The organism is Flavobacterium sp. HJ-32-4 (assembly GCF_022532105.1).
Classification (GTDB): domain Bacteria; phylum Bacteroidota; class Bacteroidia; order Flavobacteriales; family Flavobacteriaceae; genus Flavobacterium.
This window is the reverse complement of the sequence record NZ_CP092832.1, coordinates 1,807,621-1,829,296: the sequence shown is the minus strand read 5'-3', so window position 1 is coordinate 1,829,296 and position 21,676 is coordinate 1,807,621. Positions and strand designations below refer to the sequence as shown.

General features: G+C 45.4%; 16 protein-coding genes. 12 read left to right on the top strand and 4 right to left on the bottom strand.

What is annotated here, in order from left to right; genetic code table 11:
* Positions 1 to 21: 21 nt before the first annotated feature.
* Entirely contained in the window at positions 22 to 1,014 is a 993-nt protein-coding gene (locus MKO97_RS07500; RefSeq protein ID WP_241102593.1) for a hypothetical protein, read from the top strand.
* Positions 1,015 to 1,478: 464 nt separating this feature from the next.
* On the opposite strand, the gene MKO97_RS07495 is transcribed toward MKO97_RS07500, so the two are convergent.
* Positions 1,479 to 4,037 carry a fibronectin type III domain-containing protein gene (locus MKO97_RS07495; RefSeq protein ID WP_241102592.1) on the bottom strand — a complete coding sequence of 853 codons (2,559 nt, stop codon included), beginning with the start codon at positions 4,035 to 4,037 and terminating at the stop codon, positions 1,479 to 1,481.
* Positions 4,038 to 4,589: 552 nt separating this feature from the next.
* Entirely contained in the window at positions 4,590 to 5,255 is a 666-nt protein-coding gene (locus MKO97_RS07490; protein ID WP_241102591.1) for a hypothetical protein, read from the bottom strand.
* A gap of 547 nt (positions 5,256 to 5,802) precedes the next feature.
* Between MKO97_RS07490 and MKO97_RS07485 the strand changes: the two genes are divergently transcribed.
* The 4 genes from MKO97_RS07485 to MKO97_RS07470 all read left to right on the top strand — a co-directional run bounded on the left by MKO97_RS07485 (position 5,803) and on the right by MKO97_RS07470 (position 11,778).
* Complete coding sequence (locus MKO97_RS07485; protein WP_241102590.1) at positions 5,803 to 6,255, top strand: hypothetical protein; 453 nt, start codon at positions 5,803 to 5,805, stop codon at positions 6,253 to 6,255.
* A gap of 3 nt (positions 6,256 to 6,258) precedes the next feature.
* A complete protein-coding gene (locus tag MKO97_RS07480; RefSeq protein WP_241102589.1) occupies positions 6,259 to 10,617 on the top strand; it encodes an ATP-binding protein in 4,359 nt (1,452 codons plus the stop codon).
* 123 nt (positions 10,618 to 10,740) lie between these two features.
* Positions 10,741 to 11,151 carry a hypothetical protein gene (locus tag MKO97_RS07475; RefSeq protein ID WP_241102588.1) on the top strand — a complete coding sequence of 137 codons (411 nt, stop codon included), beginning with the start codon at positions 10,741 to 10,743 and terminating at the stop codon, positions 11,149 to 11,151.
* 18 nt (positions 11,152 to 11,169) lie between these two features.
* Positions 11,170 to 11,778 (top strand): hypothetical protein, encoded by a 609-nt coding sequence (locus tag MKO97_RS07470; RefSeq protein WP_241102587.1) that lies wholly within the window; start codon positions 11,170 to 11,172, stop codon positions 11,776 to 11,778.
* 161 nt (positions 11,779 to 11,939) lie between these two features.
* Here MKO97_RS07470 and MKO97_RS07465 read toward each other — a convergent pair whose 3' ends face one another.
* Positions 11,940 to 12,692, bottom strand: a complete 753-nt coding sequence (locus MKO97_RS07465; protein WP_241102586.1) for a hypothetical protein — start codon at positions 12,690 to 12,692, stop codon at positions 11,940 to 11,942.
* 380 nt (positions 12,693 to 13,072) lie between these two features.
* On the opposite strand from MKO97_RS07465, the gene MKO97_RS07460 reads away from it, so the two are divergent.
* From MKO97_RS07460 to MKO97_RS07435, 6 genes are all read left to right on the top strand, one after another.
* A complete protein-coding gene (locus MKO97_RS07460; protein WP_241102585.1) occupies positions 13,073 to 13,606 on the top strand; it encodes a plasmid pRiA4b ORF-3 family protein in 534 nt (177 codons plus the stop codon).
* A 171-nt stretch (positions 13,607 to 13,777) separates the two neighbouring features.
* Positions 13,778 to 14,836: a nucleoid-associated protein gene (locus tag MKO97_RS07455; protein WP_241102584.1), complete on the top strand. Its 1,059-nt coding sequence runs from the start codon at positions 13,778 to 13,780 to the stop codon at positions 14,834 to 14,836.
* A gap of 1,164 nt (positions 14,837 to 16,000) precedes the next feature.
* Entirely contained in the window at positions 16,001 to 16,924 is a 924-nt protein-coding gene (locus MKO97_RS07450) for an oxidoreductase (RefSeq protein ID WP_241102583.1), read from the top strand.
* A 1-nt stretch (position 16,925) separates the two neighbouring features.
* The gene (locus MKO97_RS07445) at positions 16,926 to 17,306 is read left to right on the top strand and encodes a DoxX family protein (RefSeq protein WP_241102582.1); all 381 of its coding nucleotides are present in this window, start codon (positions 16,926 to 16,928) and stop codon (positions 17,304 to 17,306) included.
* A 62-nt stretch (positions 17,307 to 17,368) separates the two neighbouring features.
* Positions 17,369 to 18,286: an AraC family transcriptional regulator gene (locus tag MKO97_RS07440; RefSeq protein ID WP_241102581.1), complete on the top strand. Its 918-nt coding sequence runs from the start codon at positions 17,369 to 17,371 to the stop codon at positions 18,284 to 18,286.
* A gap of 330 nt (positions 18,287 to 18,616) precedes the next feature.
* Positions 18,617 to 19,195, top strand: coding sequence for a hypothetical protein (locus tag MKO97_RS07435; protein ID WP_241102580.1), 579 nt, complete (start codon positions 18,617 to 18,619; stop codon positions 19,193 to 19,195).
* A 95-nt stretch (positions 19,196 to 19,290) separates the two neighbouring features.
* Here MKO97_RS07435 and MKO97_RS07430 read toward each other — a convergent pair whose 3' ends face one another.
* The gene (locus MKO97_RS07430) at positions 19,291 to 20,451 is read right to left on the bottom strand and encodes a T9SS type A sorting domain-containing protein (protein ID WP_241102579.1); all 1,161 of its coding nucleotides are present in this window, start codon (positions 20,449 to 20,451) and stop codon (positions 19,291 to 19,293) included.
* 328 nt (positions 20,452 to 20,779) lie between these two features.
* On the opposite strand from MKO97_RS07430, the gene MKO97_RS07425 reads away from it, so the two are divergent.
* Entirely contained in the window at positions 20,780 to 21,676 is an 897-nt protein-coding gene (locus MKO97_RS07425) for an ABC transporter ATP-binding protein (protein ID WP_241102578.1), read from the top strand.

The window sequence follows — 21,676 nt, the reverse complement described above, 5'->3', positions numbered from 1 at the left end:
CATCTAAACGATAGCATCAGTATGAAAACGTTACTTTATCTGCTTCTGTGTCCCTCCCTCTGCCTGTCGCAGGTAGACGTGGCCGAAATGACCCTGAAGGTTCCCATGATGGGAGAAGAATCCCTTTATTATGCGTTTGCGGCGGGGGACAACATACTACTCAATCTGGAAGTACTGGAGGGCAAGGAACTTAAAGAGTTTGAGATTTTGGAGTATCCGGACGCGTCGCGCTTTATGGATTATAAAACAACCAACATACGTGATAAACGGATTGCCATCGCAAAAACAGGCATATACAAATTCCGATTCTACAACTCCTCTTTGGGAAAGCGTATCTGCAAACTCAAAATCCAACGTGTGCCGGAATCCGAGAAAACCCGGGATTTCAATACGGCTGTACTTTGGAAAACCGTACAGGATACGACCTATACCATTAGCAAAGAAGACTATCTGGCGCGACGGGACACCGCGGTAATCAACGTCGTTGACCAGGTAGCGAAAGTGCATTCTGTGGGAAATCTGAACGGGAACCGTACGGCATTCAATTTCGTTCTGCCACCAAAGACTGTGGCCTGGAGCTACTACATTGGGGTTGACCAACAAGGACAACAGGTCTACGAAAAAGCCGCACAAATGATGAAGAGTACGGCATTCGAATCAAAACTTGTGACCTCCCCCGTCAGCGCAATCGCCTTAGGCCTGCTATTCGATCTTCCGCGGCTGCAGACAGGTGAAGACATCGACTTCTATATCACCGACAACGACAACGCAACCCTTTTCAACAGCGGCCAACCCTTCCGTTGTTTCAAGAAAGGTAAAGTCATCAACGACTACGGACGTATGACAGCTCCCACGGCGGGCATGCTCCATTTCTGCTTTTCAAATGACAATGCGCTGATGGGCGTTACCGTTGCCGTTAAGGTGTCCGCCATAACCGTAACTGAAATTTGGGCCACGCGAGACGTAAAAAGCGCTACCATTACCACCCATCAGGAACCCTATACGCAAAATTGACCACTCTGTCTAAGAGGTATTAATCGGGTTTGATTTCCTTTTCCCTCTTACTCCTCCGCTCCTTGCTACTTTTAACAAAAACTACGGTTTTCCTGTACCCCAGTCTCGATTTCTTTCGTTAAGGGACGCATCCGCCCCTCCCCTAATCCAAAATACCCATTCCCGATGACATGGCGGTATGGGAAAACCGCACTTTTTGTTAAAGTTGGAGAGTTTGGGGTTGAGGGTTCTTGGTTCGTAGTTCATGGTTCTTGGTTCTTGGTTGAGGGGTGAGTTGGGTTTTGGGTTTTGGATAACAAACGATGGCGGAAGTTCACTACTTGTGACTTGGGATCCTTTCCGCTCTCCTCTTTCTTCTTTCTTCTTTCCCCTCTCCTCTCTCCTCTCTCCCCTCTCCTAACTCCTAACTCCTAAATTAAAAAGCCCCGCTACAAAACGGGGCTTCTCTTTACCTATAAAACTTCTTACTTCTTCAACACCAGTTTCTTCGTTACCTCCGTTCCCTGGGCTTTGATGCGGACGTAGTAAACGCCTCCCGCCAGTCCGTTTAGGGTCAGGTTGGTTTGGCTGGCGGTTGGTGTATAGCTTCCTACCACACGACCGAGGTGGTCATGGATGGTAATGGCATCGGCGATACGCCCACCCGTTTCCACCATGAAACGTCCGGCACTTGGGTTCGGATACACCACTACCTGGCGCTCTGAAAGCTCCTCCAGTCCGAGGGTCGAGCCGGTTACGTAGCGCACACGCGGCGCGTCGTCATCCGTACAATTCGCATTGGCGTGCAGGTAAAAACGTACCACAGTCGCCATGTTGCCCGATGTCCAGGTGACCGGCGTCACGCCGCTGACCAGCACCTGCGTGCCTTCCGCGTTGGTGATCGTAAGGAAATCCTCCGGGTTTGAGCTCGTGAACGTATACTGCTTGTTGTTCGCCACCGCTACGTTCGTATATTCCCCGGCCTTGCCTTCCAAAGCCACGATTTCAGGGTTTCCGGTATTTTCCAACTGCATCGTATCTTCAGGGTACAGGCCAAACGAAGCACCGTTACACTGCAGGTTCGGCAAGGTCGTAAAGCTGCCGCCTTCCATCCAGTCGGATTTCTGGTTGCCATTGTTACACACCGAGCGCACCCAGAAATAATAGGTCGTCGAAGGGAACAATCCGGCATAATACGACCGGATGTAACTCGCGGAATTTCCGGTTGGCTGGGTGTTGTACTCCGGATACACCGCATTCGACTCCGATACGTAGATGTCGTAATAGTCGGGTGCAACTTCGGGCGCCGTCCAGAACAAGCGCACCGAATTGGAGGTCACATTAGAATACTGTAGGAAGCTCGGCGCACCGCAGTTTGCCTGTATCGTACTGCACGCGATCGACTTCACGCGGTTCGAGGCCTGTGTGCCACAGTTGCCGTTTGAGCTAATGAAATAACGGATCTGCCCGGAAAAGTTACCGGAGTTCCAATAGACCGGCGTTTGTCCGCTGGCCAAAACCGTTGTTCCGGTGATGTTTGTAATCGTCAGGAAGTCGGTGGTCACCGAACTGAAGAACGAATATTGTTTGTTAGACGTGACGTTTACCTTCGAGAATTCACCCGCGTAGGCGTCGTTGACGATCGTCTCAACCGTACCGGTGCACGAGGGGGTAAAAGTTTGCTCCGGATACAGTCCGTAATACGCACCATTACAGTTCAGCGCCGCATTCGTTGTGAACGTACCGCCATACGACCAGGAACTCTTCGTAGTACCGCCGCAAAACGACCGCACCCAGAAATGGTAGGTCGTAGCCGGAGCCAGTCCGTTCAGGCAGGTGATGCCCGCCGCCATCGTCGTGATGGAAGACGCCTGGTTGTCAGACGGTGGTGTAAAGCTGGTGATGCAATGCACGTCATACGAAACCGGCGCCGGCGTTGGGGCTACCCAGTTCAAACGCACGGAATTCGAGGTGATGTTTGAGATGGTGAAGCTGGTCGGGGCGTTGCAGTTGGCAGGCGCGTTGACGCATTTGATGTACTTCACGCGGAGGCTGGTTTGCGCCCCGCAGTTCGGATCGCTGTGGAAGTAATAGCGGAGCACACCCGATGACGCACCCGAGTTCCAGGTCACCGGCGTGGTGCCACTGGCCAAAACCGTCGTACCGGTCGCATTGGTGATGGTGATGTAATCCGTCGCCACCGAACTGGTGAAGGTATATTGTTTGTCGGAAACGTAGTTCACGTTCGCGAATTCGCCTGCGTAGGCATCGTTGACGATGGTTTCGTTGCTGCCCGTGCACGAAGGCGTGAAGGTCGCATCCGGGTAGAGTCCGTTGGCCGCACCGTTACACGTCAGGGCCGCGATGGTAGCGAAACTGCCGCCCGACACCCAGGCGCCTTTGGTGACACCGCAGTTCGAACGGATCCAGTAGTAATAAGTGGTAGAAGCGGCCAATCCGCTCAAGACACCTACGCCGGCCGTGTTGCTGGTTACGGTGGCAGGCGTCGCGTCAACCGGAGCCGTGTTGGTAGTCACGATATAAAGGTCGTACGAACTCGGAGCCGGAGACGGGGCCGTCCAGTTAAGACGGGCAGAGTTGGAGGTAATGGCAGAAGCAGACAGGGCCGTCGGGTTGCCACACACCGGTGCGGCGGTACATTTGACGTAGCGCGTGCGGTTCTGCCCCAGCGAGCCACAATTGGCGCTCGTGTGCAGGTAATAGCGGACGGTGCCGGATGTGGTGCCCGACACCCACACAAGTGGCGACGGACCGTGGGCCAGGACGACACCCGCGTCTTCATTGGTAATCGTTACATAATCGGCGCTCACCGATGACATAAAGGTGTAGACGTTGTTGCTCACCACATTCACGTTGGCGTACTGACCCGCCCAGGCGTTGGTGACGATCGTCTCGTAGGTGTTGGAGCAAGCCGGTGTGAACGTCGTGCTCGGATACAAGGTCCCGTTCGTACACTGTGCCGTGGCCTTCGGGATGAAACAGGAAAACGCCAAAAGGCATAAAAGAGTAATGTTTACTTTCATAGGGGGTGAAAGACATCCCGTTCCGCACAACAGGATTTTGGTAAGTGGTTATTGGTTAATATGTAAGAGCCGCTTTACGGGTACGGCGGCGCCAAAAATAAGGAAAGAAACGAAAGTATTTTTCGCAGTTTGTATAGGATTTTTAAAAAGAAAGTGGTAAATAAGTTGGGGGTTGATAGTTGGGAGTTGATAGTTGGGAGTTGATAGTTGATAGTTGATAGTTGATAGTTGTTGGTGGGTGGTGGGTGGTGGGTGGTTGGTTCGGGGATGGGTTTTGGGTTTTGAGTGAAGAACTTGCCTTTAGTCGGGATTGGGCGGGTTATGGTTTGGGTTCTTGGTTCTTGGTTAGGGGACTAAGGGACTCAGGCGCTCAGGGACTCAGGTGCTCAGGGACTAAGGCACTCAGGCGCTCAGGTGCTCAGGGACTCAGGGACTCAGGCACTCAGCCGCTCAGGCACTCAGGGACTCAGGGACTCAGGGACTAAGGCGCTCAGGCACTCAGGCGCTCAGGCACTCACACAAAAAAAAAGGACGCCCCCCACGTCCTCTTTCTTAAAACTTATCCCGTTGTATGCCCCACTTTCGGAGTGCACCTTCATGCCCGTCGGGATAGGCGGCTTTCAGGCTCAGCACGATCGCGTTGAGCGTTTTGCGGATGGCGTCGCGCTTGCTGTTCTTGTCGGCAACGAGACCCGAGATCGTACCGTCGATCGTACGGGCTTCCGTCAGCAGGGCATCGAATCGGTCGAGGGTCGACTGCCAGAAATCGGCGCCGTAACGGGAGTCGCCCCATCCTTCGCTTACCACCGCGTTTTTCATTACCAGCAGGGCATCGCGTTTCTTCGATTGGTCAGACGGCAGGCGGAAGTTCTTCCCTTGATGGACGAGCCCGAAGCGACCGAAGTGGTCGAGGGCACCGGTGTCGTACTTCTGGGCGAGGAACAACTTGACCTGCCGCACCCCTTTCGTAATCTCTTTTTCCGCCTCGGCGATGCGGAGGGTAACACCCCGTCGTTCCGATACCTGTCCGTTCTTAGTGTCGAGCAACGCCCGGTAGTCGGTGACGAGCGAGAAGAACGCCTTGCTGTCGGTAAACCGTAGCGTCAGCGACGGATCGTCCGCCCAGGTTTTGGCCACGTGCAGGGCCACATCTGCCAGGTCTGTGTCTTTTTGGGGCAGGGTGCCCCGGTGTGCATGCGATTTGTTTGAAGTTTCCATAATTATGGGTTTTAATACGTTATTACGTACAAACCTAACCAAACCCGGCAGCAGATATGTTAAATAAATTCGTATTTAATATTTTTTTAATATTTAAAACAAGGATGCCCTAACCAAAATGATTGAAAATCAATAAATAACGACGTGCAGCAACGTCAAATCTGAAAAATCTGCAACGAAAACGCATAAAATACCGCCCCGGGGCCCTGTTTTTTTATTTTCAGGCTTTAGGGGTGCGCATCTTGCAATCTGAACACGCCCGCAACACCCAGGGGCCGCCCCGAGGCTCTTAAAACAGGTTTGGAAGGCCTATATGCCGCCCCAGGGCCTTGCAAACAAGTTGGGAAGAGGGGTGTGAGGTGGAAGGGGATGAGAAAAGTTGTTGGGAGGGGGTTGGGGTGGTGAACTGCGTCCTATGAACTTAATTTAGAGGTACACATAAGCATACGTTTACCGGATAATTTGTGCTTATGACGAAAAGCATAGTCGCGGTAGGATAAAATTTGTATTTTAGAGATCAAGACACTAAGGAACCGATTTAAATATTATGATTCCTTTAATCTTGCACCAATCTAACAAAGTAACCCATAAAGAAAGAAAAATGCCACTAGTTACAGCAGCAACGTTAGCAGTACTATATCCTTTTTTGACGGAACTAGGCAAAAAAGGAATAGAGAAAGTAGTTGACACAAGTAGTGAGAAATTGACTGAGGGAACTATAAGTTGGATAAAAGCATTGTTCTTTAAGGATAACAAACCGAAAAATGTCTTGCAAAAGTTAGTTGAAAATCCTAATAAAGTTGAAAATCAAAATGCGATAAAAACCTTAATTGAAAATTCTATTGAAGATAATCCAGAAGTCAAAAATTTCATCGCCGAGATTGCAGAAAAGTTCCCTCATATTCATAACTCGATCACGAACAGCAAGAACGTAATAACCGGTAACGTAAATACGGGCGGAGGAAACTTTGTAAACGGGGATGGCAATCAAATATCTTAATTTGTGGAGGCAGGTAAAAACATAATCAGTAATTCAAAAATAAATACCGAAGGAGGCGACTTTGTAAACGGAGATAACAATTTTATTCAAAAGATAATTATTAATCTTGAAAATAAGGAAGCAAGACTAAGGAGCATAATCGAGCAAACTAAAAATGTTTTAAACAAAATCCATTCTGATATATCTGGAATACACCTTAAAAGAAATTTAATTGACCTTCCTGTTACAGATTTAATAAACGAAAATCAGTTTATTTTTATTGACGGTGAAGCTGGTTCTGGCAAATCTGCTTACGCCAAACAAATTTTAGAATCGCTTGATGATACTTGTGTAATTTCTTTTGCTGCTGACCAATTTTTGAAAAGTTCGTTGATTAATACTTTACATGAAATTAGTGTTGATCTAAGCATTCAAGAGATATTCAGTGAGTTTAAAGAATTTTCAAGGCAGTTAATTTATATTGACAGTTTTGAAAAATTGTTAGAGGGCGACGCAGAAGCTTTTAGAGAGTTAATAGCAATTCTTCGAGAAAACAACAATATAAAATTGATTATTTCTTGTAGAAGTTATGCTTTAGAGATTCTAAAATTTAATTACTTCGAAAAACAATTATTGCAAAATAATTCAACCGTTGTAAGTGTACCCCAACTCACAGACGAGGAATTACATTACTTTATCGAAAATATTCCGGAACTAGATAGTATTATTCACAATGTGAACTTACTAGAAATTATTAGAATTCCTAAGTATTTAGCACTATCTCAAAAACTTGTCTCCATACCTAACAATGACTTATCTGATATTGAAATAGTTGGTTTTAAAAACAAACTTTGGAAAAACATTGTTGGGGGGACTAATGGGTTATACGAGCAGAAAAGACAAAAAACCTTTATCGATATAGCTGTAAAAAGAGCTAAAAACCTGACACTTTTAACTTCAGCAAATGAATTTGATTCTGAAACTGTTTATGCGCTAAAGGCAGACGGCATCCTTTACGAGGAAGATAATCTATTTGCTCCATCTCATGATATCTTCGAGGATTGGGGTTTGATTAAATACGTCAATTCGTTGAAGGTTGACAATCCAAAGAATCACAATTTTTATAGAGTGTTGTCTAACGAACCAGCGATTAGAAGAGGGTTCCGTCTATGGGTAGAATCTAAAATAGAAGAGTCTGAGAGTTGGATTTATAATTTCGTTATTCAAACTATCAACGATAACTCAATAGAAAATCATTGGAAAGATGAAGTGTTGATAGCAGTTGTTAAATCTAATCTGTGCGAAAAATTTTTCAATGAGTATAGAGAGGAACTTTTGGAGGATAAATTAAGGTTACTTAAGAAAGTTATCCATCTGCTTAAAATAAGTGGAAAAGACTTTAATCAATCTCCAAATAATAAGGGATGGGATGTAGTAATAGAATTTATATATCACAATATTGAATTACTCCCCGAGATAAATATTCAAATCCTTGGTTTTCTCTATGATTGGGAGAATATACTTCACTATGGTAAAATAATTAATTCGAAGACTCCTGAATACGCTGGTAAAACAGTTTATAAAATTTTAGAAAGTTTTGATGGCGAAGTAAATTGGATGAGTTCGGACGACAGCGATTTTCTAAAGGAAAAAGGATTCAAATTTCTTTTTCAACTTGCTGAATACATACCCAATGAAATTAAAATATTACTCGACAGTTTATTTATCAAAGATAAAAAGGGAAATTATGAAACCAGCAACCTAATCAAATACGCGTTATCTCATTTTCACTCGGGCACATTGCCAAAGTTCTTCCCAGATGAACTCATTGCGTTAGCTAACTTAAATTGGAGATCCAAAAAAGCAAAATCTAAAAGTGAATTTGGTTTTGATAGTTCCCTTTATGGGATAGAACCTTATTTTGGATTAAAGGAAAAGTATGACTTAAATTATTTTCCTCAAAGTGCTTATCAGACATTTGTTTTTAAACTCCTCAAGTTTCATTCGCGAAAAGCGATAGATTTTATAATCGATTTTACAAACTACTGCACGGAAAATTACGTTAATTCCGGCTTTCTAAAAGATGATGGTGTCACGCAATCATCCGATTCCGTTACCACTATTGATGTTCTATACAATCAAACGAGCTATCCGATTTATGGATCTCCATATTTATGGTCAATAAATCGCGGTGGGGAAATTGCCGTTCCAGATTTATTGCAATCAGTGGTTGTTGCGCTTGAAAGATTCCTATATGATTTGGGTAAAATTGAATCCAAAAAAGCCGACGAAGTAATTCAATCATTCTTTGGTCGTATCTATACAACAAGTAATTCAGTCGTTCTACTTTCTGTTCTTTCCAGTATCGCGCAAGCGTACCCGAGAAAAGTTGGCAACAAATTCCTGCCCCTTTTATCTGATAAACGTTTTTTTGAATGGGAAAGTCAACGTTGGATTCGTGAGTTTTCTGCTGGCGCCTTACTCGAATTTCCTAATGCCTCTTGGGAAGCTGATTTATGCGATGCGGAACGAAAAGAGGCTTTGAAATGGGAGCATAGACAGAAATATCACAGAGGTCTAAATGGTTTCTTAATCCAATATCAACTTGCCTACGGGAATCTGAATGGTGAGCTTTTTAAAATGTTTGATTATTTGGAGACAAAACATGGTAAAGAAGATGTTTACTTTCTGAAATTGCTATCCGAGATTGACGGTAGAAAACAAAAAGTGGAAGAAGTTGAGCATGATGGCAAAAGAGTGATTCAAATTGGTCCGAATTATTCACTCGACGATGCGTTAGAGGCAGAAATGAAAAAAAATGAAGAACAAGTCAAACTAAGAGATGAATACTCTGCATACAGCTTGTGGGTATCACAGACTTTTTTAAAGAAATCAGAGGTAGATAAAACTTATGAGTATTGGAAAGAATGTTTAGAATACGCTAAAAACGTTGACACGTCAAAACTAACGTTTATTAGTTCCTTCCCTATTGGAACGTTGGCGGCCTTAGGATTGGATTCGTTCAGTGAAAAACTATCTAGTGAGGAGTTTGAATTTTGTGTCCGTACTATTTTAGAAATAGCACAAAAATTTTATGTGCGCAAAAAACAGGAACGGTATGATTTCGAAAATTCAGATTTCTCTTTAAGTATCTACGACAATGAGTCCGTCTATTGTTCATTACCAAGGTTATTTCTTTTCAAGAATAGACTAAGCGTTGAGCAGATTGAGAAAATTAGAGTTTTACTATTTCTATTTGTTCGGGACTTTCATACAGAGTTAGATATCCACTTAAAACATTTATATGCATCATTTAAAAAATATGTGTGGAACGCTGATTATCAATTCGCTTATAACTGCTTTATCGGATTAATTTTATATGCTGAGTTTAATAAAAAATACCCTCGCCATTTCCAATATTCAGAACAGCAGTTAGATGAAATTCAAGAGGAAGAACAGAAGATTTTAGATTTTATTAAAAATAACTGTGATAAATATGAGTTCTCTGATTTATCTTATTTAAAATATTCCCCTTGGGATTTAGATAAAGTGACGAGAATATTCCCTATCTACGAGGAATATGATTTTTCATACAGTTTCTTGAAAGCTATTTTCCACGCGCATATTGATTCGTATTCGCTAGAAGACCGCAAATATGGATATCCTAATAATCAAAAGATTGGGTTAACCATAAAAGAGACAATTACAGATTTTCTATTTGAAATTAATTTTAACAGAAATACAAAGTCTCTTTTTGAATTTATAGTCGATAGCGGTCTTAATTACGAAACCAGCAAACGTCAGGGTCGTTACGCAGTTGAATACTTTGAAAATTTCCTCGAATGGTTCTACTACAAAGCCGATAGCAATCAAGGTAGTGAACAAATGCTAGACAATTTTTGGAGTTTTTGGGATACTCTGTTTGAAAAGATAAATTTGGGCTTCCATTTGTTTAACAAAGAGTTTTTATTTTATGGAAATTACTGGAAATCAGAAGCAGAAGACTGGGGCGTGCTAAAATATAATAATCGAGCGGATAACTATTTAAAGAAACTCGATAAGCTCGATTATATAAACATAAAAGCTTTAATACAACTTTTGTCAGGCATAGGATTTCAGAGTTTAAATCCTCAAGCAATAAAAATCCTTACAAAACGTCTAAAATCGAACACAAAACCACTATCGAGAATAGATATTTTGTACGGCGAAAAGCTCGTCGTGAGATGTTTTAAATATAAACTCAAGGAGATTAAAGAGAATGATCTATTGTTAGATGAATTCTTATGGTTTTTAAATTTGTTGATTGATCACGAATCTTCAAAAGCATACTACATAAGAGAAAATCTGATTTTGTACAAAAAAACAAATTATGCAGAAAAGTGATTTCTTACTGCAAGACTGCTGTGTAACAAAAACCTTGTTTCGAATTATTTAACACGCTTAAATACACTACCGCCTGTTGCGATTTAAATGGATTGCCCACCCCAATAGACTGACCACCGCTCCATGAAAACCATCCCCACCCTCCTCCTACTCACCATCATAGCAATCTCCTGCCGCCACGAAACCCCTACCACCCCAACGACCGATACCAGTACCCATCCCAAGGTGGTCACCTCGGTTGACAACGCCGAAAACTGGTACGACCCCATTGTAGCGCACTACATCCAACAATCCGACCGCGAATTGATCAAAGCGCACCGCCAAAACGGCGACCACATCGAATGGCTATTGGATAGCACCGAGAAAACCGATTCCACGCACTACTACATCTTCAACATCGGGCAGACCGTCACCGACGAAGGCCACACGAACCCGCGGTTTTCCTCCGACGGATGGATTTACGTCGACAGCCTGTCGAAAAAGGTCTATGAATATGATTTGCCGAATGACCGGTTGGTATTGTGGACGAAATGAAAGACTTGATAACGTGATATGAAAGTACTGACACTCCTATTCCTTGCCTTTTTGATCGTGGGTTGCAAATACGACCCCACGCCCACCCGTACGGAGAAATCGGGCGCGCCCATCAAAGCCGCTTCCGCTACGCAGGGGCAAGATCCTGTTGCCGTGACGAAAGCGTTCCTGGTGTGGTACCGTGACCATATGACACAGTTGAACCAGATCGAAACCATCAGGGGCGGTATCGATCCGAATGGTGTTCCGGACGAGGGTAATTACCACGTCGACTTCAAAGCGGTCGATCAGTATATCCAATTACTGAGAAGCAGCGGCTGCCTGTCAGAGCGCCTCCTGCAACGCGAGCGGAAAACCTTCGAGGAAGGCGAAAAGCACTTTGCGGCCGAGCCTGCAAACGATGGCCCGCCCTATGGTTTTGAGTACGATCATTTCTTTATGACCCAAGAGGCCTTCGAAGACGATCTGGCCGATGTCGATGCAATCGACTTCACGGTACTACCCATGGGGGAAGGCCATGCACACGTAACGTTTTACCTGCCCCTTGCCGACATCCGGTATGCGTATTATGTGCGTAGGATCGATGCCGTTTGGATGATTGATACCATCACCCGGGTTGATCGCTAGCAAGGTAGCTTCCGTCGGAGAGGTGATAGTTCCTTAGGGGTTTCCATCATCCTATCTTCTCGCCCAAAACCTACAAGGTTTTGAAAACCTTGCAGGTTATTGTGTCTGCCACCTTCCGGTCTTTCCGTCTTCCCGTCTTCCGATCTTCCGATCTTCCCAACTTACGATCTCCCGAACTTCCTATGCGCCACCCACAACAACACCGCCATCACACCAACCGACGCCAATGAGGCATGCAACGTGCCCAGGTCGAGTCCGCCACTGCTGATGGGTTTGGTAAGGAAATCGCCGAACGTGGCGCCGAACGGCCGGGTAAAAATAAACGCCAGCCAAAACAGCACAATCGGGTTGACCTTCTGGAACCGATGGGCGATGGCGACGACGAATATGACGAGTCCGGTAATCAACGCGCCGTAGAGATAACTGAGTCCGAAGTAGTCGCCCAGAAAGTCGCCAAACGCGGTGCCGAGGCTGTTTGAGAAAAGGATCGCCGTCCAGTAGTAAAGTTCTTTGGGTCGTTCTACCACGGGATAGACCGCGAGGTTGCCGTACTTCCGGTACCATAGGTAGAGACTTAGAAGCAGGCCGCCCACCAGTAGCAAACTTCCCGCAGCGTAGCCCAGGTGCAGCGTCCTGTCGATATAATCGGAGATTTCAGTGCCCAGCGTAGTGGTGCCGATGACCACGAGCCAATACACCACCGGCACGTAGGTACGCATCGCGAGTTGCACGCATAGCACGAGTACGAAAAAGACCAACGTCAGGGCGATCCCGACGGTGTAGCCCCACCCCAGGGTTTGGGAAAGAAAATCGCCCAGGGTTTCCCCTAAGGTCGTCGCGACGATTTTCATCAGCCAGAAGAGCAGCGTGATCTTTGCAACTTTGCCGACGACAGCGGTAGTGGATTCGTTCATGGTTGTAGTTTTAGTGTTCCGTTCCAACGCACACACACAAAGCTACAGGAAACACCCTGACATCCTACCGCGGCGTCACGTCTCGCCTTCTTAACGACTTTCGGTCTTTCGGTCTTTCGGACTTTCCGACTTTCGGACTTCCGGTCTTTCCGACTTTCGACTTTCGACTTTCGACTTCTCAACGTACACCAAAAACCTACAAGGTTGTGAAAACCTTGCAGGTTGTCGTGCCCGCCACGTTTCGGACTTTCGGACTTTCGGACTTTCGGACTTCCGGTCTTTCCGACTTTCGACTTCCGACTTTCGACTTCCACTTTCCACTTTTGACTTCCGACTTTCCCCACTTTCCCCTACCTTTGCCATCCACAAATTTAAAAGCCATGATTTACAAGTTCCGCGTGATCCTGGATACCGAAGAAGACATCTTCCGCGACATCGCGATCGATGAAGAGGATACACTTGAGGATTTCCACAATACCATCGTCAATGCCTTTGGGTTCGACGGCACCGAAATGGCGTCGTTCTATACCTGCGACGATGCCTGGAACCAGGAGGATGAGATTCCGTTGTTCGACACCGGCGACACGCCCGGCGAGATGCGCACAATGGCCGATTACCGCCTCACCGAACTGCTCGACACCGACAGCACGAAGATCATCTATGTCTATGATTTCCTGAACATGTGGACGTTCCTGACGGAACTCGCCGCCATCGAAGAGCCGGAAACGGGTGAGCAATACCCGGCCGTGCTGTTCGCACACGGCGAGATGCCCGCACAGGCGCCGGATAAGAACTTCGAAGCCGACGAGAACGAATTCGACTTTGCCGACGATGATTATGACGAAGACGACCTCGACATGCTCGACGAAGGCGGAAACTTTGAAGACTATGGGTTTGAGGAAAATTGGAACTAAGAAGCGCCTGAGCTGCTGAGTCCCTTAGTCCCTGAGCTATTGAGCGAGCCCATTATTGAAATTCGAACATTATTCTATTATTAAAATAACGCCGTTAGAGAACACCGATGCATACGTTCCTGCCATTCAGCTCAGGGACTCAGGTGCTCAGGTTCTCAGGCACTTCACGAGATGATCAACCTATTCAACGCCCACATCGAATCGCTATCCCTTCACCGCGTAGGGAATAAAAGCCGCAACGAAGCCCTTTTCCTCTCTGAGGAGACGTATACGCTGTCAGACGAGGTCATCCCGCTGATCAAGGAATACTTCTTTAAGCCCTTCCGGGAAAAGGAAGAGAACTACTACCAGTTCGCCCATGAGGTCGACCTCGATTATAATGAGATGTTCCGTTTGGCATCGGAGCTGTTCGCGAATCCGACCAACGCACACGAGATTTCGAAAGAGATTACGAAGCACCTGTTTGAGCAGTCGAACCACCCGCACATCAAGAACGGTGATGTTTTTGTGGCGTATATCAACCACGTAACGATCGACAATACGCCGGTCGACGTGATTGGCGTGTTCAAAAGCGAGATCCAGGCCGACTTTTTGCAATTGTCAGAGAATGGGAAGAACCTCGAAATGACATTGCAGCAGGGCATCAACCTCTACCGTCTTGACAAAGGAGCGTTGATCTTCAACCATAAGAAAGAGGAAGGGTATAAAATCCTGACGGTCGACAGCAACCGCTATGACGCACGGTATTGGCTCGAGCATTTCCTTAATGTGGATGTGTTCCAGGATGAAAACTTCATCACCAAGAAATACCTGAAATTCTGCCAGGACTTCGCCAAGGATGTGGTATTGCCGGCGGAAGACAAGAAGGAGGAAGTGATGTTTATGAACCGCTCGGTGAACTACTTCGCCAAGAACGACAACTTCGAGGAAACGAACTTCCTGAATGAGGTGTTGGACAACCCGGACCTGATTCCGGAGTTCAAAAATTATAAGGTCGACAAAGGCGAGAAGTACTCGATTGAAGACGTTACCTCCTTCCCTATCGCGAACGCCGCGGTGTCGGATGCGCGCAAGAAAATCAAGAACGTAATCAACCTCGACACGAACATCCAGATCAAACTCGATTTCATCAACCCGGAAAGCGCGGAGAAATTCGTGGAAAAAGGCTGGGATGAGGAAAAGCAGATGTATTATTATTTGGTGTATTTCAATAAGGAGCAGAAATCCTAGAAGTGTTGAGTTTTGAGTGTTGAGTTTTGAGTTGAAGATTCAGGGTTGAGGGTTCTTGGTTCTTGGTTCATAGTTGAAGGCTGAGGGTTTCTGTTTCTAGGGATCTTTATCGATTCATGATAATGCCTCTTGCTGTTCACTCGACGTATCCAAATAGGAAGTCCGAAAGACCGAAAGACGGTAAGTCCGGAAGATTGAAACAACCTGCAAGGTTTTCATAACCTTGTAGGTTTTTGTGTTAGTACCGATGATGGAATTGAAAGGTCCGAAAGACCGAAAGGCGGTAAGTCCGGAAGAGAATGGGCAGTCGGAAACGTTCACTATAAGGCCTTTCTGCGACTGACATGCACGCCCTGTTTGTCATTCCGACGCAGGAGGAATCCCATTCAGCGGGTATTGGCAGAGGAAATTGAGAAGACGGAAAGTCCGGAAGATGGAAAACAACCTGCAAGGTTTATATAACCTTGTAGGTTTTTGTGTTTGTACGGATGATCGAATTGAAAAGTCCGAAAGACCGAAAGACGATAAGTCCGGAAGAGAATGGGCAGTTGGGAAACGTTCACTATAAGGCCTTTCTGCGACTGACCCGCACGCCCCGTTTGTCATTCCGACGCAGGAGGAATCCCATTCAGAGGGTATTGGCAGAGGAAGTTGAGAAGTCCGAAAGACCGAAAGTCCGGAAGATTAAAAGCAACCTGCAAGGTTTTCACAACCTTGTAGGTTTTTGTGTTTGTACGGGTGATGGAATTGAAAAGTCCGAAAGACCGAAAGACGATAAGTCCGGAAGACCAAAAACAACCTGCAAGGTTTTCATAACCTTGTAGGTTTTTGTGTTTGTACGGGTGATGGAACGCAAAAAACGACAACCACCGCCGGACGAAAATCCCCTTAAACTTTAACAAAAAGTACGGCTTTCCCGCAGCGTAGTCTCGTGGAATTTTACGAAGGGACGCATCCGCCCCTCCCCTAACTCCAAAGTGCGGATTTCCGGCGACATGGCAATACGTTAGCTATCAGCCTAAAAAGAGCCCACAAACATCGAATATCCTGAAAATTGACAACGAATTTCAACCTATACTTGATTTGAACACAACAAACAGAGATTTGACTACGCAGACCCATACGTGTTGACTGAACTTCGTACCATAATTAAAAACATGAATAATGGCAACGGCAAACTGGACAGCAGACAACATGGCTTCTCAACACGGAAAGACAATTTTAATCACTGGTGCAAACAGCGGAATTGGTTTTGAAGCAACAAAAGTTTTGAGTAAAAAAGGGGCTCACATCATTATGACTTCTCGAAACTTGCAGAAAGGTAATGAGGCTTTAGAAGCTATCAAGAAAGGAAGTCCAAATGCAAAGTTAGACTTGATGCAATTGGACTTAGCTGACTTTCACTCAATCAAAAAATTCTCAGATGAATTTCATTCAAAGTATTCTAAACTTGATGTTTTGGTAAATAATGCCGGGGTGATGAACCCTCCCAAAAGAGAAGTGACAAAACAGAATTTTGAAGTTCAATTTGGCACCAATCATTTGGGGCATTTCTTACTAACTGGTTTGCTTTTGGATACACTCAAAAACACACCAAATTCAAGAATTTCGGTTCAGAGCAGTATCGTTCATAAAACAGAAAGCATGAAGCCTGACATTCATTTTGATGATTTGAACTTTGAAAAATCTTACAACAGAGACCAAGCGTATGCCCAAAGCAAATTAGCTAACTTACTTTTTGCCTATGAATTAGACAGACGTTTGAAAACACATAACATCAAGATGATTGTGACTGCCGCTCATCCAGGTTATACAAAAACAAACCTGCAAGCAAATTCAGGATTTATGATCGCAGTTGTTTTGAATAACATTCTTGCTCAAAATGTTAAAATCGGGGCACTGCCTATTTTACGAGCTGCCACAGAAGAAAATCTCAAGGGTGGTGAGTATTTCGGACCAACTAAAACAATGGAAATGCGAGGTTTTCCTGAATTAGTAAAATCAAGTGATAAATCGTACGACAAAGATTTGGCTAAAAGACTATGGGATGTGTCAGAAAAGTTAACCGGTATTAAGTACGAGTTCTAAGATGAAAACAGTAAAACTCGTCTCACTCTACTTATTAGTGGTCTTTTACTTTTTTATGGGGTCAATGCACTTTATTCAACCTGAACAATATATTGCAATGATGCCTTCGTGGTTACCAGCACAATATGTTTTAACAGTTCTTAGTGGAATTATCGAAATTGTTTTAGCTGTGCTTTTAATACCAATTAGAACAAGAATAATTGCTGCGAAGATAATCATAGGTATGTTGGTGGTATATTTCTTTGCAATTCATATTCCTGAGAGTATCGGCTACTACAAGACAGGTAACGAGAAGTTTATAGCAAGCATCATAAGGCTACCTATTCAATTTCTTTTTATTGCCTGGACTTGGATGTTTGCAAAAAATAATCTACAAACATAGAAACCTTACAGGCCAACGTTGTAAACTTAAATCATGTAATGTTGGTTTTTTAATTTTGACCAATGGCAAAAAATGTAAATCATATCGCTATCAATTCCATTTCTGAGCTACATCGCCTAATGGGACTGGGAAAACCTCTTCATCCATTAATCAGTTTGATTAATATGGACAAAGTACAATCATCTGAAAAAACAGAAGAACTACATTTTCTGCTTAATTTTTATGGCGTCTCTTTAAAAAAAAATGTAAGCGGAAAATTAAAATATGGACAGAACTACTACGACTTTGATGAAGGCGTGTTGGCTATGACGGCTCCCAAACAAATTTTATCAGTAGGCAATGAAGAAAATTACAAGGTGTCGGGATATTGGTTAGTTTTTCATTCTGACTTTATATTAAATTATCCATTAGGTAAAGCCATAAAAGACTACGGCTTTTTTTCGTATGCAGTAAATGAAGCCCTGCACCTTTCTGACAAAGAAGAAAAAATGCTCGAAGCAATATTTAAAAATATCGAGCAAGAATATCAGACATCAATAGACCGGTTCAGTCAAGATGTAATGGTTTCGCATCTCGACTTACTTTTGAACTACTGTAATCGTTTTTACAACAGACAATTTCTGACGAGAAAGAAAGCAGGGCATGACCTATTAGGGAAAATGGAAGAATTGCTTGAAGACTATTTTAAAAATGATAACCTTCTGGAATCAGGTCTTCCGACAGTTCAATATTTTGCAGAAAAGATGAATGTCTCTTCCAATTATTTAAGTGACATGTTGAGAGCACTCACAGGGCAAAGCACACAACAGCATATACACAGCAAATTAATCGAAAAAGCAAAAGAAACATTGATAACTACGAATTTATCAATAAGTGAAATTGCCTATCAGCTTGGTTTTGAGCACCCACAATCGTTCAGTAAATTGTTTAAAAGCAAAACAAATTTGACACCCATTGAATTTCGAGCATCATTTAACTGAAAGAAAAGGGTGAACAGCTAACAGCGGTTTACGTTATGTCGGTTTCAGTGCTTTATGCGACAGTTTTGTGGTAGGTTAAAGTACAGTTCTTCGATTGAACTTTTGCACTAAAAATCCGTCACTACGCCAAGGGCGTTGTGGGTTGTGGGTTCTTGGTTCTTGGTTCTTGGTTCATCGTTCATCGTTCATCGTTCATCGTTCATCGTTCATCGTTCATCGTTCATTCTACATTGTTCATTGTACATTGTACATTGTTCATTGAAAACGCCCCCTCTTCACGCAACTTATTCGCAAAATGCTATCTAACAAGAGTAACCAATAAAACACGCTATGAAAAAATTGTTTGCTCTTACAACGCTTGCCGTGCTACTGTTCTCCTGCGCGGGCGAAGAAACGAATGCTGTCTTAGACCCGACGCCAACGGCGGGTAACGAGGTACTGCTTTTAAAGGTGGATTATACCACCAACGAATTCGAATCGGGGAAGATCCTGACGTTCGACGAATCGACCGAAACCTTTACCGTCGGTATTGAATACCAGCAACCGAGTGATTTGGGATGGGTGAAGATGAAGTATGCCGAACTCAATGCCCCGCTTTTTGAAGGTGAAATCCATTGGGCCGGTGAAGGACGACTGCTGTTCCCGGATGCCTGGATGGATGCCTCGCTGTTCGACAGTGTGATCACCGACGATTATGTCGAACCGGCCGCCGGCTTTGATTTTATCTTTGACCCGATGGAGTTCGGCTGGGGTTGCAGCAACGCCTGGTCTGCCGTACAGTCGAGAGTGAAGGTACGCGAATACCTGCAATCGAACCCCGACGCGGATGTGAAGGTTTTCCTCTACACGCCCGGTGTAGGCGTCGGCGATCCAGCCACCTGGAAATGGATTTTTATACTGAAGAAGTAGTGCCCGCAAAACGATAATATCTGCGGCCTAAGTTGAAAGCGAAGCGATTCACCCTCCCTGACCACTGAGACTGCGACCGCGACTGTCAATGCTTTCTATCGTTTCACGAATTTCTTTCGTACGAGCTGTCCGTCGACCATCGCTTCAAGCACATACACACCCGCCTGGAAAGGCGCAATATCAAGTGTTCGTGTGGCTGTAGCGGTGGTCGTCGCACTATCATACAGTTTCTTCCCGACACTATCATAAATTCGAACCGCTTCGAGTGTGCCGCCCTCACTCTCCAATGTCAGGTAGGCGTTGGCGGGATTAGGGTATACGGATACGTCAGCGCGATGGAACGCTTCTACGCCCGCGGTCACCGTTACCGGGATTGAGCAGGTCGGACCCGTCATAACCGCAACCGAGCCTGTAAGGTCGAAGCCGGCATATAAGAGAGAGGAACTTTCCCAATAGTCGACACATACGGTTGATAAAGACGGACAGTTGTCGAACACAAAGGGAAACGACAACATATCGGGATCGGCGTAGCTAATAACACCGTTTTGGACATTTACCGCCGTGAGGTTCGGACAGTCCGCGGCCCGCAGATAGGCAACCGGCAGCATACTAACATCGATAGTTTCCACCAAAGTGTCGCTTAGTTCTATGAGTGTCAAAGAAGCCAGGCCGTTTATAGCAAGGGAAGTCAGCGGATTTCCAGACAGATAAACCATGGTGAGCGCGGGCGCACCCGAAAAGTCCAGTGCCGGAATGGCGTTATCGTCTACTAACAATACACTAAGTTCGGGTAAATCGGTCAAGTCGATGCCGGTTAGTTGATTACCCGAGGCGGCAACTTCCCTTAAATGCGATAATCCCGCCACATTCAGGGAGGTAATCCCGCTGTGCATACACACCAGTGTCTCGAGTTGTGACAGCATCGTTACGTCCAATGCAGCCATACTATTTCCCCAGCAATTGAGATGTTTCAGGTTCGTGAAATGCTCGATCCCTTCCAGCGACGTGATGTTGCCATCGGTTGTAAACCAATTGGTCGTCACCTTCAATCCAATCACCGCCTGTGCTTCGGAAAGTTGTATTTCCCCATCTTCATTGGTATCCACTTTCCCGTTGTAGACGTCTCCTTCGCTGTTAAAGGCGGCACGCCCCTCGGTAAGCAACAATTGCTTGAAGTTGGGATCGGGAATGTCGAGAGTTTGCGCTATCCCCGCGAGCGACCATGTACTTACTATAAAAAAGACGAAGCGTTTCATATCCTTACTTTTCCGTAAAGATAGAAAAATAACGTTTTGGGAATGCGGGTGAGGCGTTGGATTGGTGGTTGGTTATTGGATATTTGACGCACGGACATAAGACTTCGACATCGCCCCCCCACTACTGATTACTAACTACTGACTACTGACCACTAACTACATCAAAGCAACCTTTTTCTACTACCGACATCTATACATTATATATCCAACGGCCATAATTGTTTGTTTTTTAAATAGGAAAGCGCTTCATACCGGAGCGCTTTTTTTATTTTTACCCGGGTAACAAAAACCCAATACCCTCGTCTTAGTTCCGACACAAAAATCTACAATGGCTACCATCCTCTCTATCCGCGGCCTGAACAAACGGTTCGGGCGCGTCCATGCTGTCAAAGACCTTACGCTTGAAATCCAGAAGGGAAATGTCTATGGCATCCTGGGCCCCAACGGCAGCGGCAAGTCGACGACCCTCGGCATCGTCCTGAATGTCGTCAACAAAACGTCCGGTGATTTCGAGTGGTTCGAAGGACGGCTCACCGATCATGAAGCGCTTAAGAAAGTCGGCGCTATCATCGAGCGACCGAACTTCTATCCGTATATGTCGGCCAAACAAAACCTCGCACTGGTTTGTAAAATCAAAGGCGCGCCAGCTTCGAAAGTAGAGGAAAAGTTGCGGTTGGTCGGACTCTGGGAACGGGCCGACAGCAAGTTCCGCACGTTTTCATTGGGGATGAAGCAACGCCTGGCGATTGCGTCGGCACTTTTGAACGATCCGGAAATCCTAATCCTTGACGAGCCTACGAACGGACTTGACCCGCAGGGTATCCACCAGATACGCGACCTGATCCGCACGATTGCCGCCGGAGGAACCACCATCCTGCTGGCGTCGCACTTATTGGATGAAGTCGAGAAGGTGTGTTCGCATGTGTTGGTCATCAAAAAAGGGGAAATGCTGTATTCCGGTCCGGTAGGCGGACTGACCTCCGGCGGTGAATTCTTTGAACTCCAGGCGACGGATATGGCCCGCTTGACCGAACTGGCGGCGGCGCATCCGGCTATCGCACGAACCGAAATGCGCGACCTGTGCCTCATCGCCTATCCGAATGAAAAACTTGAACCGGCCGAACTGAACCGCTTCTTTTTCGACAAGGGCATCACGCTGAGCCACCTGGTGAAACGCAGCGCCAGCCTCGAAGAGCAATTCCTTATCCTAACCGGCAAAAACTAA

Excerpts from the sequence above, each read along its gene's own strand:
- MKO97_RS07435 (WP_241102580.1), top strand. The coding sequence starts at position 18,617 with ATGAAAAAATTGTTTGCTCTTACAACGCTTGCCGTGCTACTGTTCTCC.
- MKO97_RS07450 (WP_241102583.1), top strand. The coding sequence starts at position 16,001 with ATGGCAACGGCAAACTGGACAGCAGACAACATGGCTTCTCAACACGGA.
- MKO97_RS07495 (WP_241102592.1), bottom strand. The coding sequence starts at position 4,037 with ATGAAAGTAAACATTACTCTTTTATGCCTTTTGGCGTTTTCCTGTTTC.
- MKO97_RS07455 (WP_241102584.1), top strand. The coding sequence starts at position 13,778 with ATGATCAACCTATTCAACGCCCACATCGAATCGCTATCCCTTCACCGC.
- MKO97_RS07445 (WP_241102582.1), top strand. The coding sequence starts at position 16,926 with ATGAAAACAGTAAAACTCGTCTCACTCTACTTATTAGTGGTCTTTTAC.
- MKO97_RS07430 (WP_241102579.1), bottom strand. The coding sequence starts at position 20,451 with ATGAAACGCTTCGTCTTTTTTATAGTAAGTACATGGTCGCTCGCGGGG.
- MKO97_RS07485 (WP_241102590.1), top strand. The coding sequence starts at position 5,803 with ATGATTCCTTTAATCTTGCACCAATCTAACAAAGTAACCCATAAAGAA.
- MKO97_RS07465 (WP_241102586.1), bottom strand. The coding sequence starts at position 12,692 with ATGAACGAATCCACTACCGCTGTCGTCGGCAAAGTTGCAAAGATCACG.
- MKO97_RS07470 (WP_241102587.1), top strand. The coding sequence starts at position 11,170 with ATGAAAGTACTGACACTCCTATTCCTTGCCTTTTTGATCGTGGGTTGC.
- MKO97_RS07440 (WP_241102581.1), top strand. The coding sequence starts at position 17,369 with ATGGCAAAAAATGTAAATCATATCGCTATCAATTCCATTTCTGAGCTA.
- MKO97_RS07460 (WP_241102585.1), top strand. The coding sequence starts at position 13,073 with ATGATTTACAAGTTCCGCGTGATCCTGGATACCGAAGAAGACATCTTC.
- MKO97_RS07500 (WP_241102593.1), top strand. The coding sequence starts at position 22 with ATGAAAACGTTACTTTATCTGCTTCTGTGTCCCTCCCTCTGCCTGTCG.
- MKO97_RS07425 (WP_241102578.1), top strand. The coding sequence starts at position 20,780 with ATGGCTACCATCCTCTCTATCCGCGGCCTGAACAAACGGTTCGGGCGC.
- MKO97_RS07475 (WP_241102588.1), top strand. The coding sequence starts at position 10,741 with ATGAAAACCATCCCCACCCTCCTCCTACTCACCATCATAGCAATCTCC.
- MKO97_RS07490 (WP_241102591.1), bottom strand. The coding sequence starts at position 5,255 with ATGGAAACTTCAAACAAATCGCATGCACACCGGGGCACCCTGCCCCAA.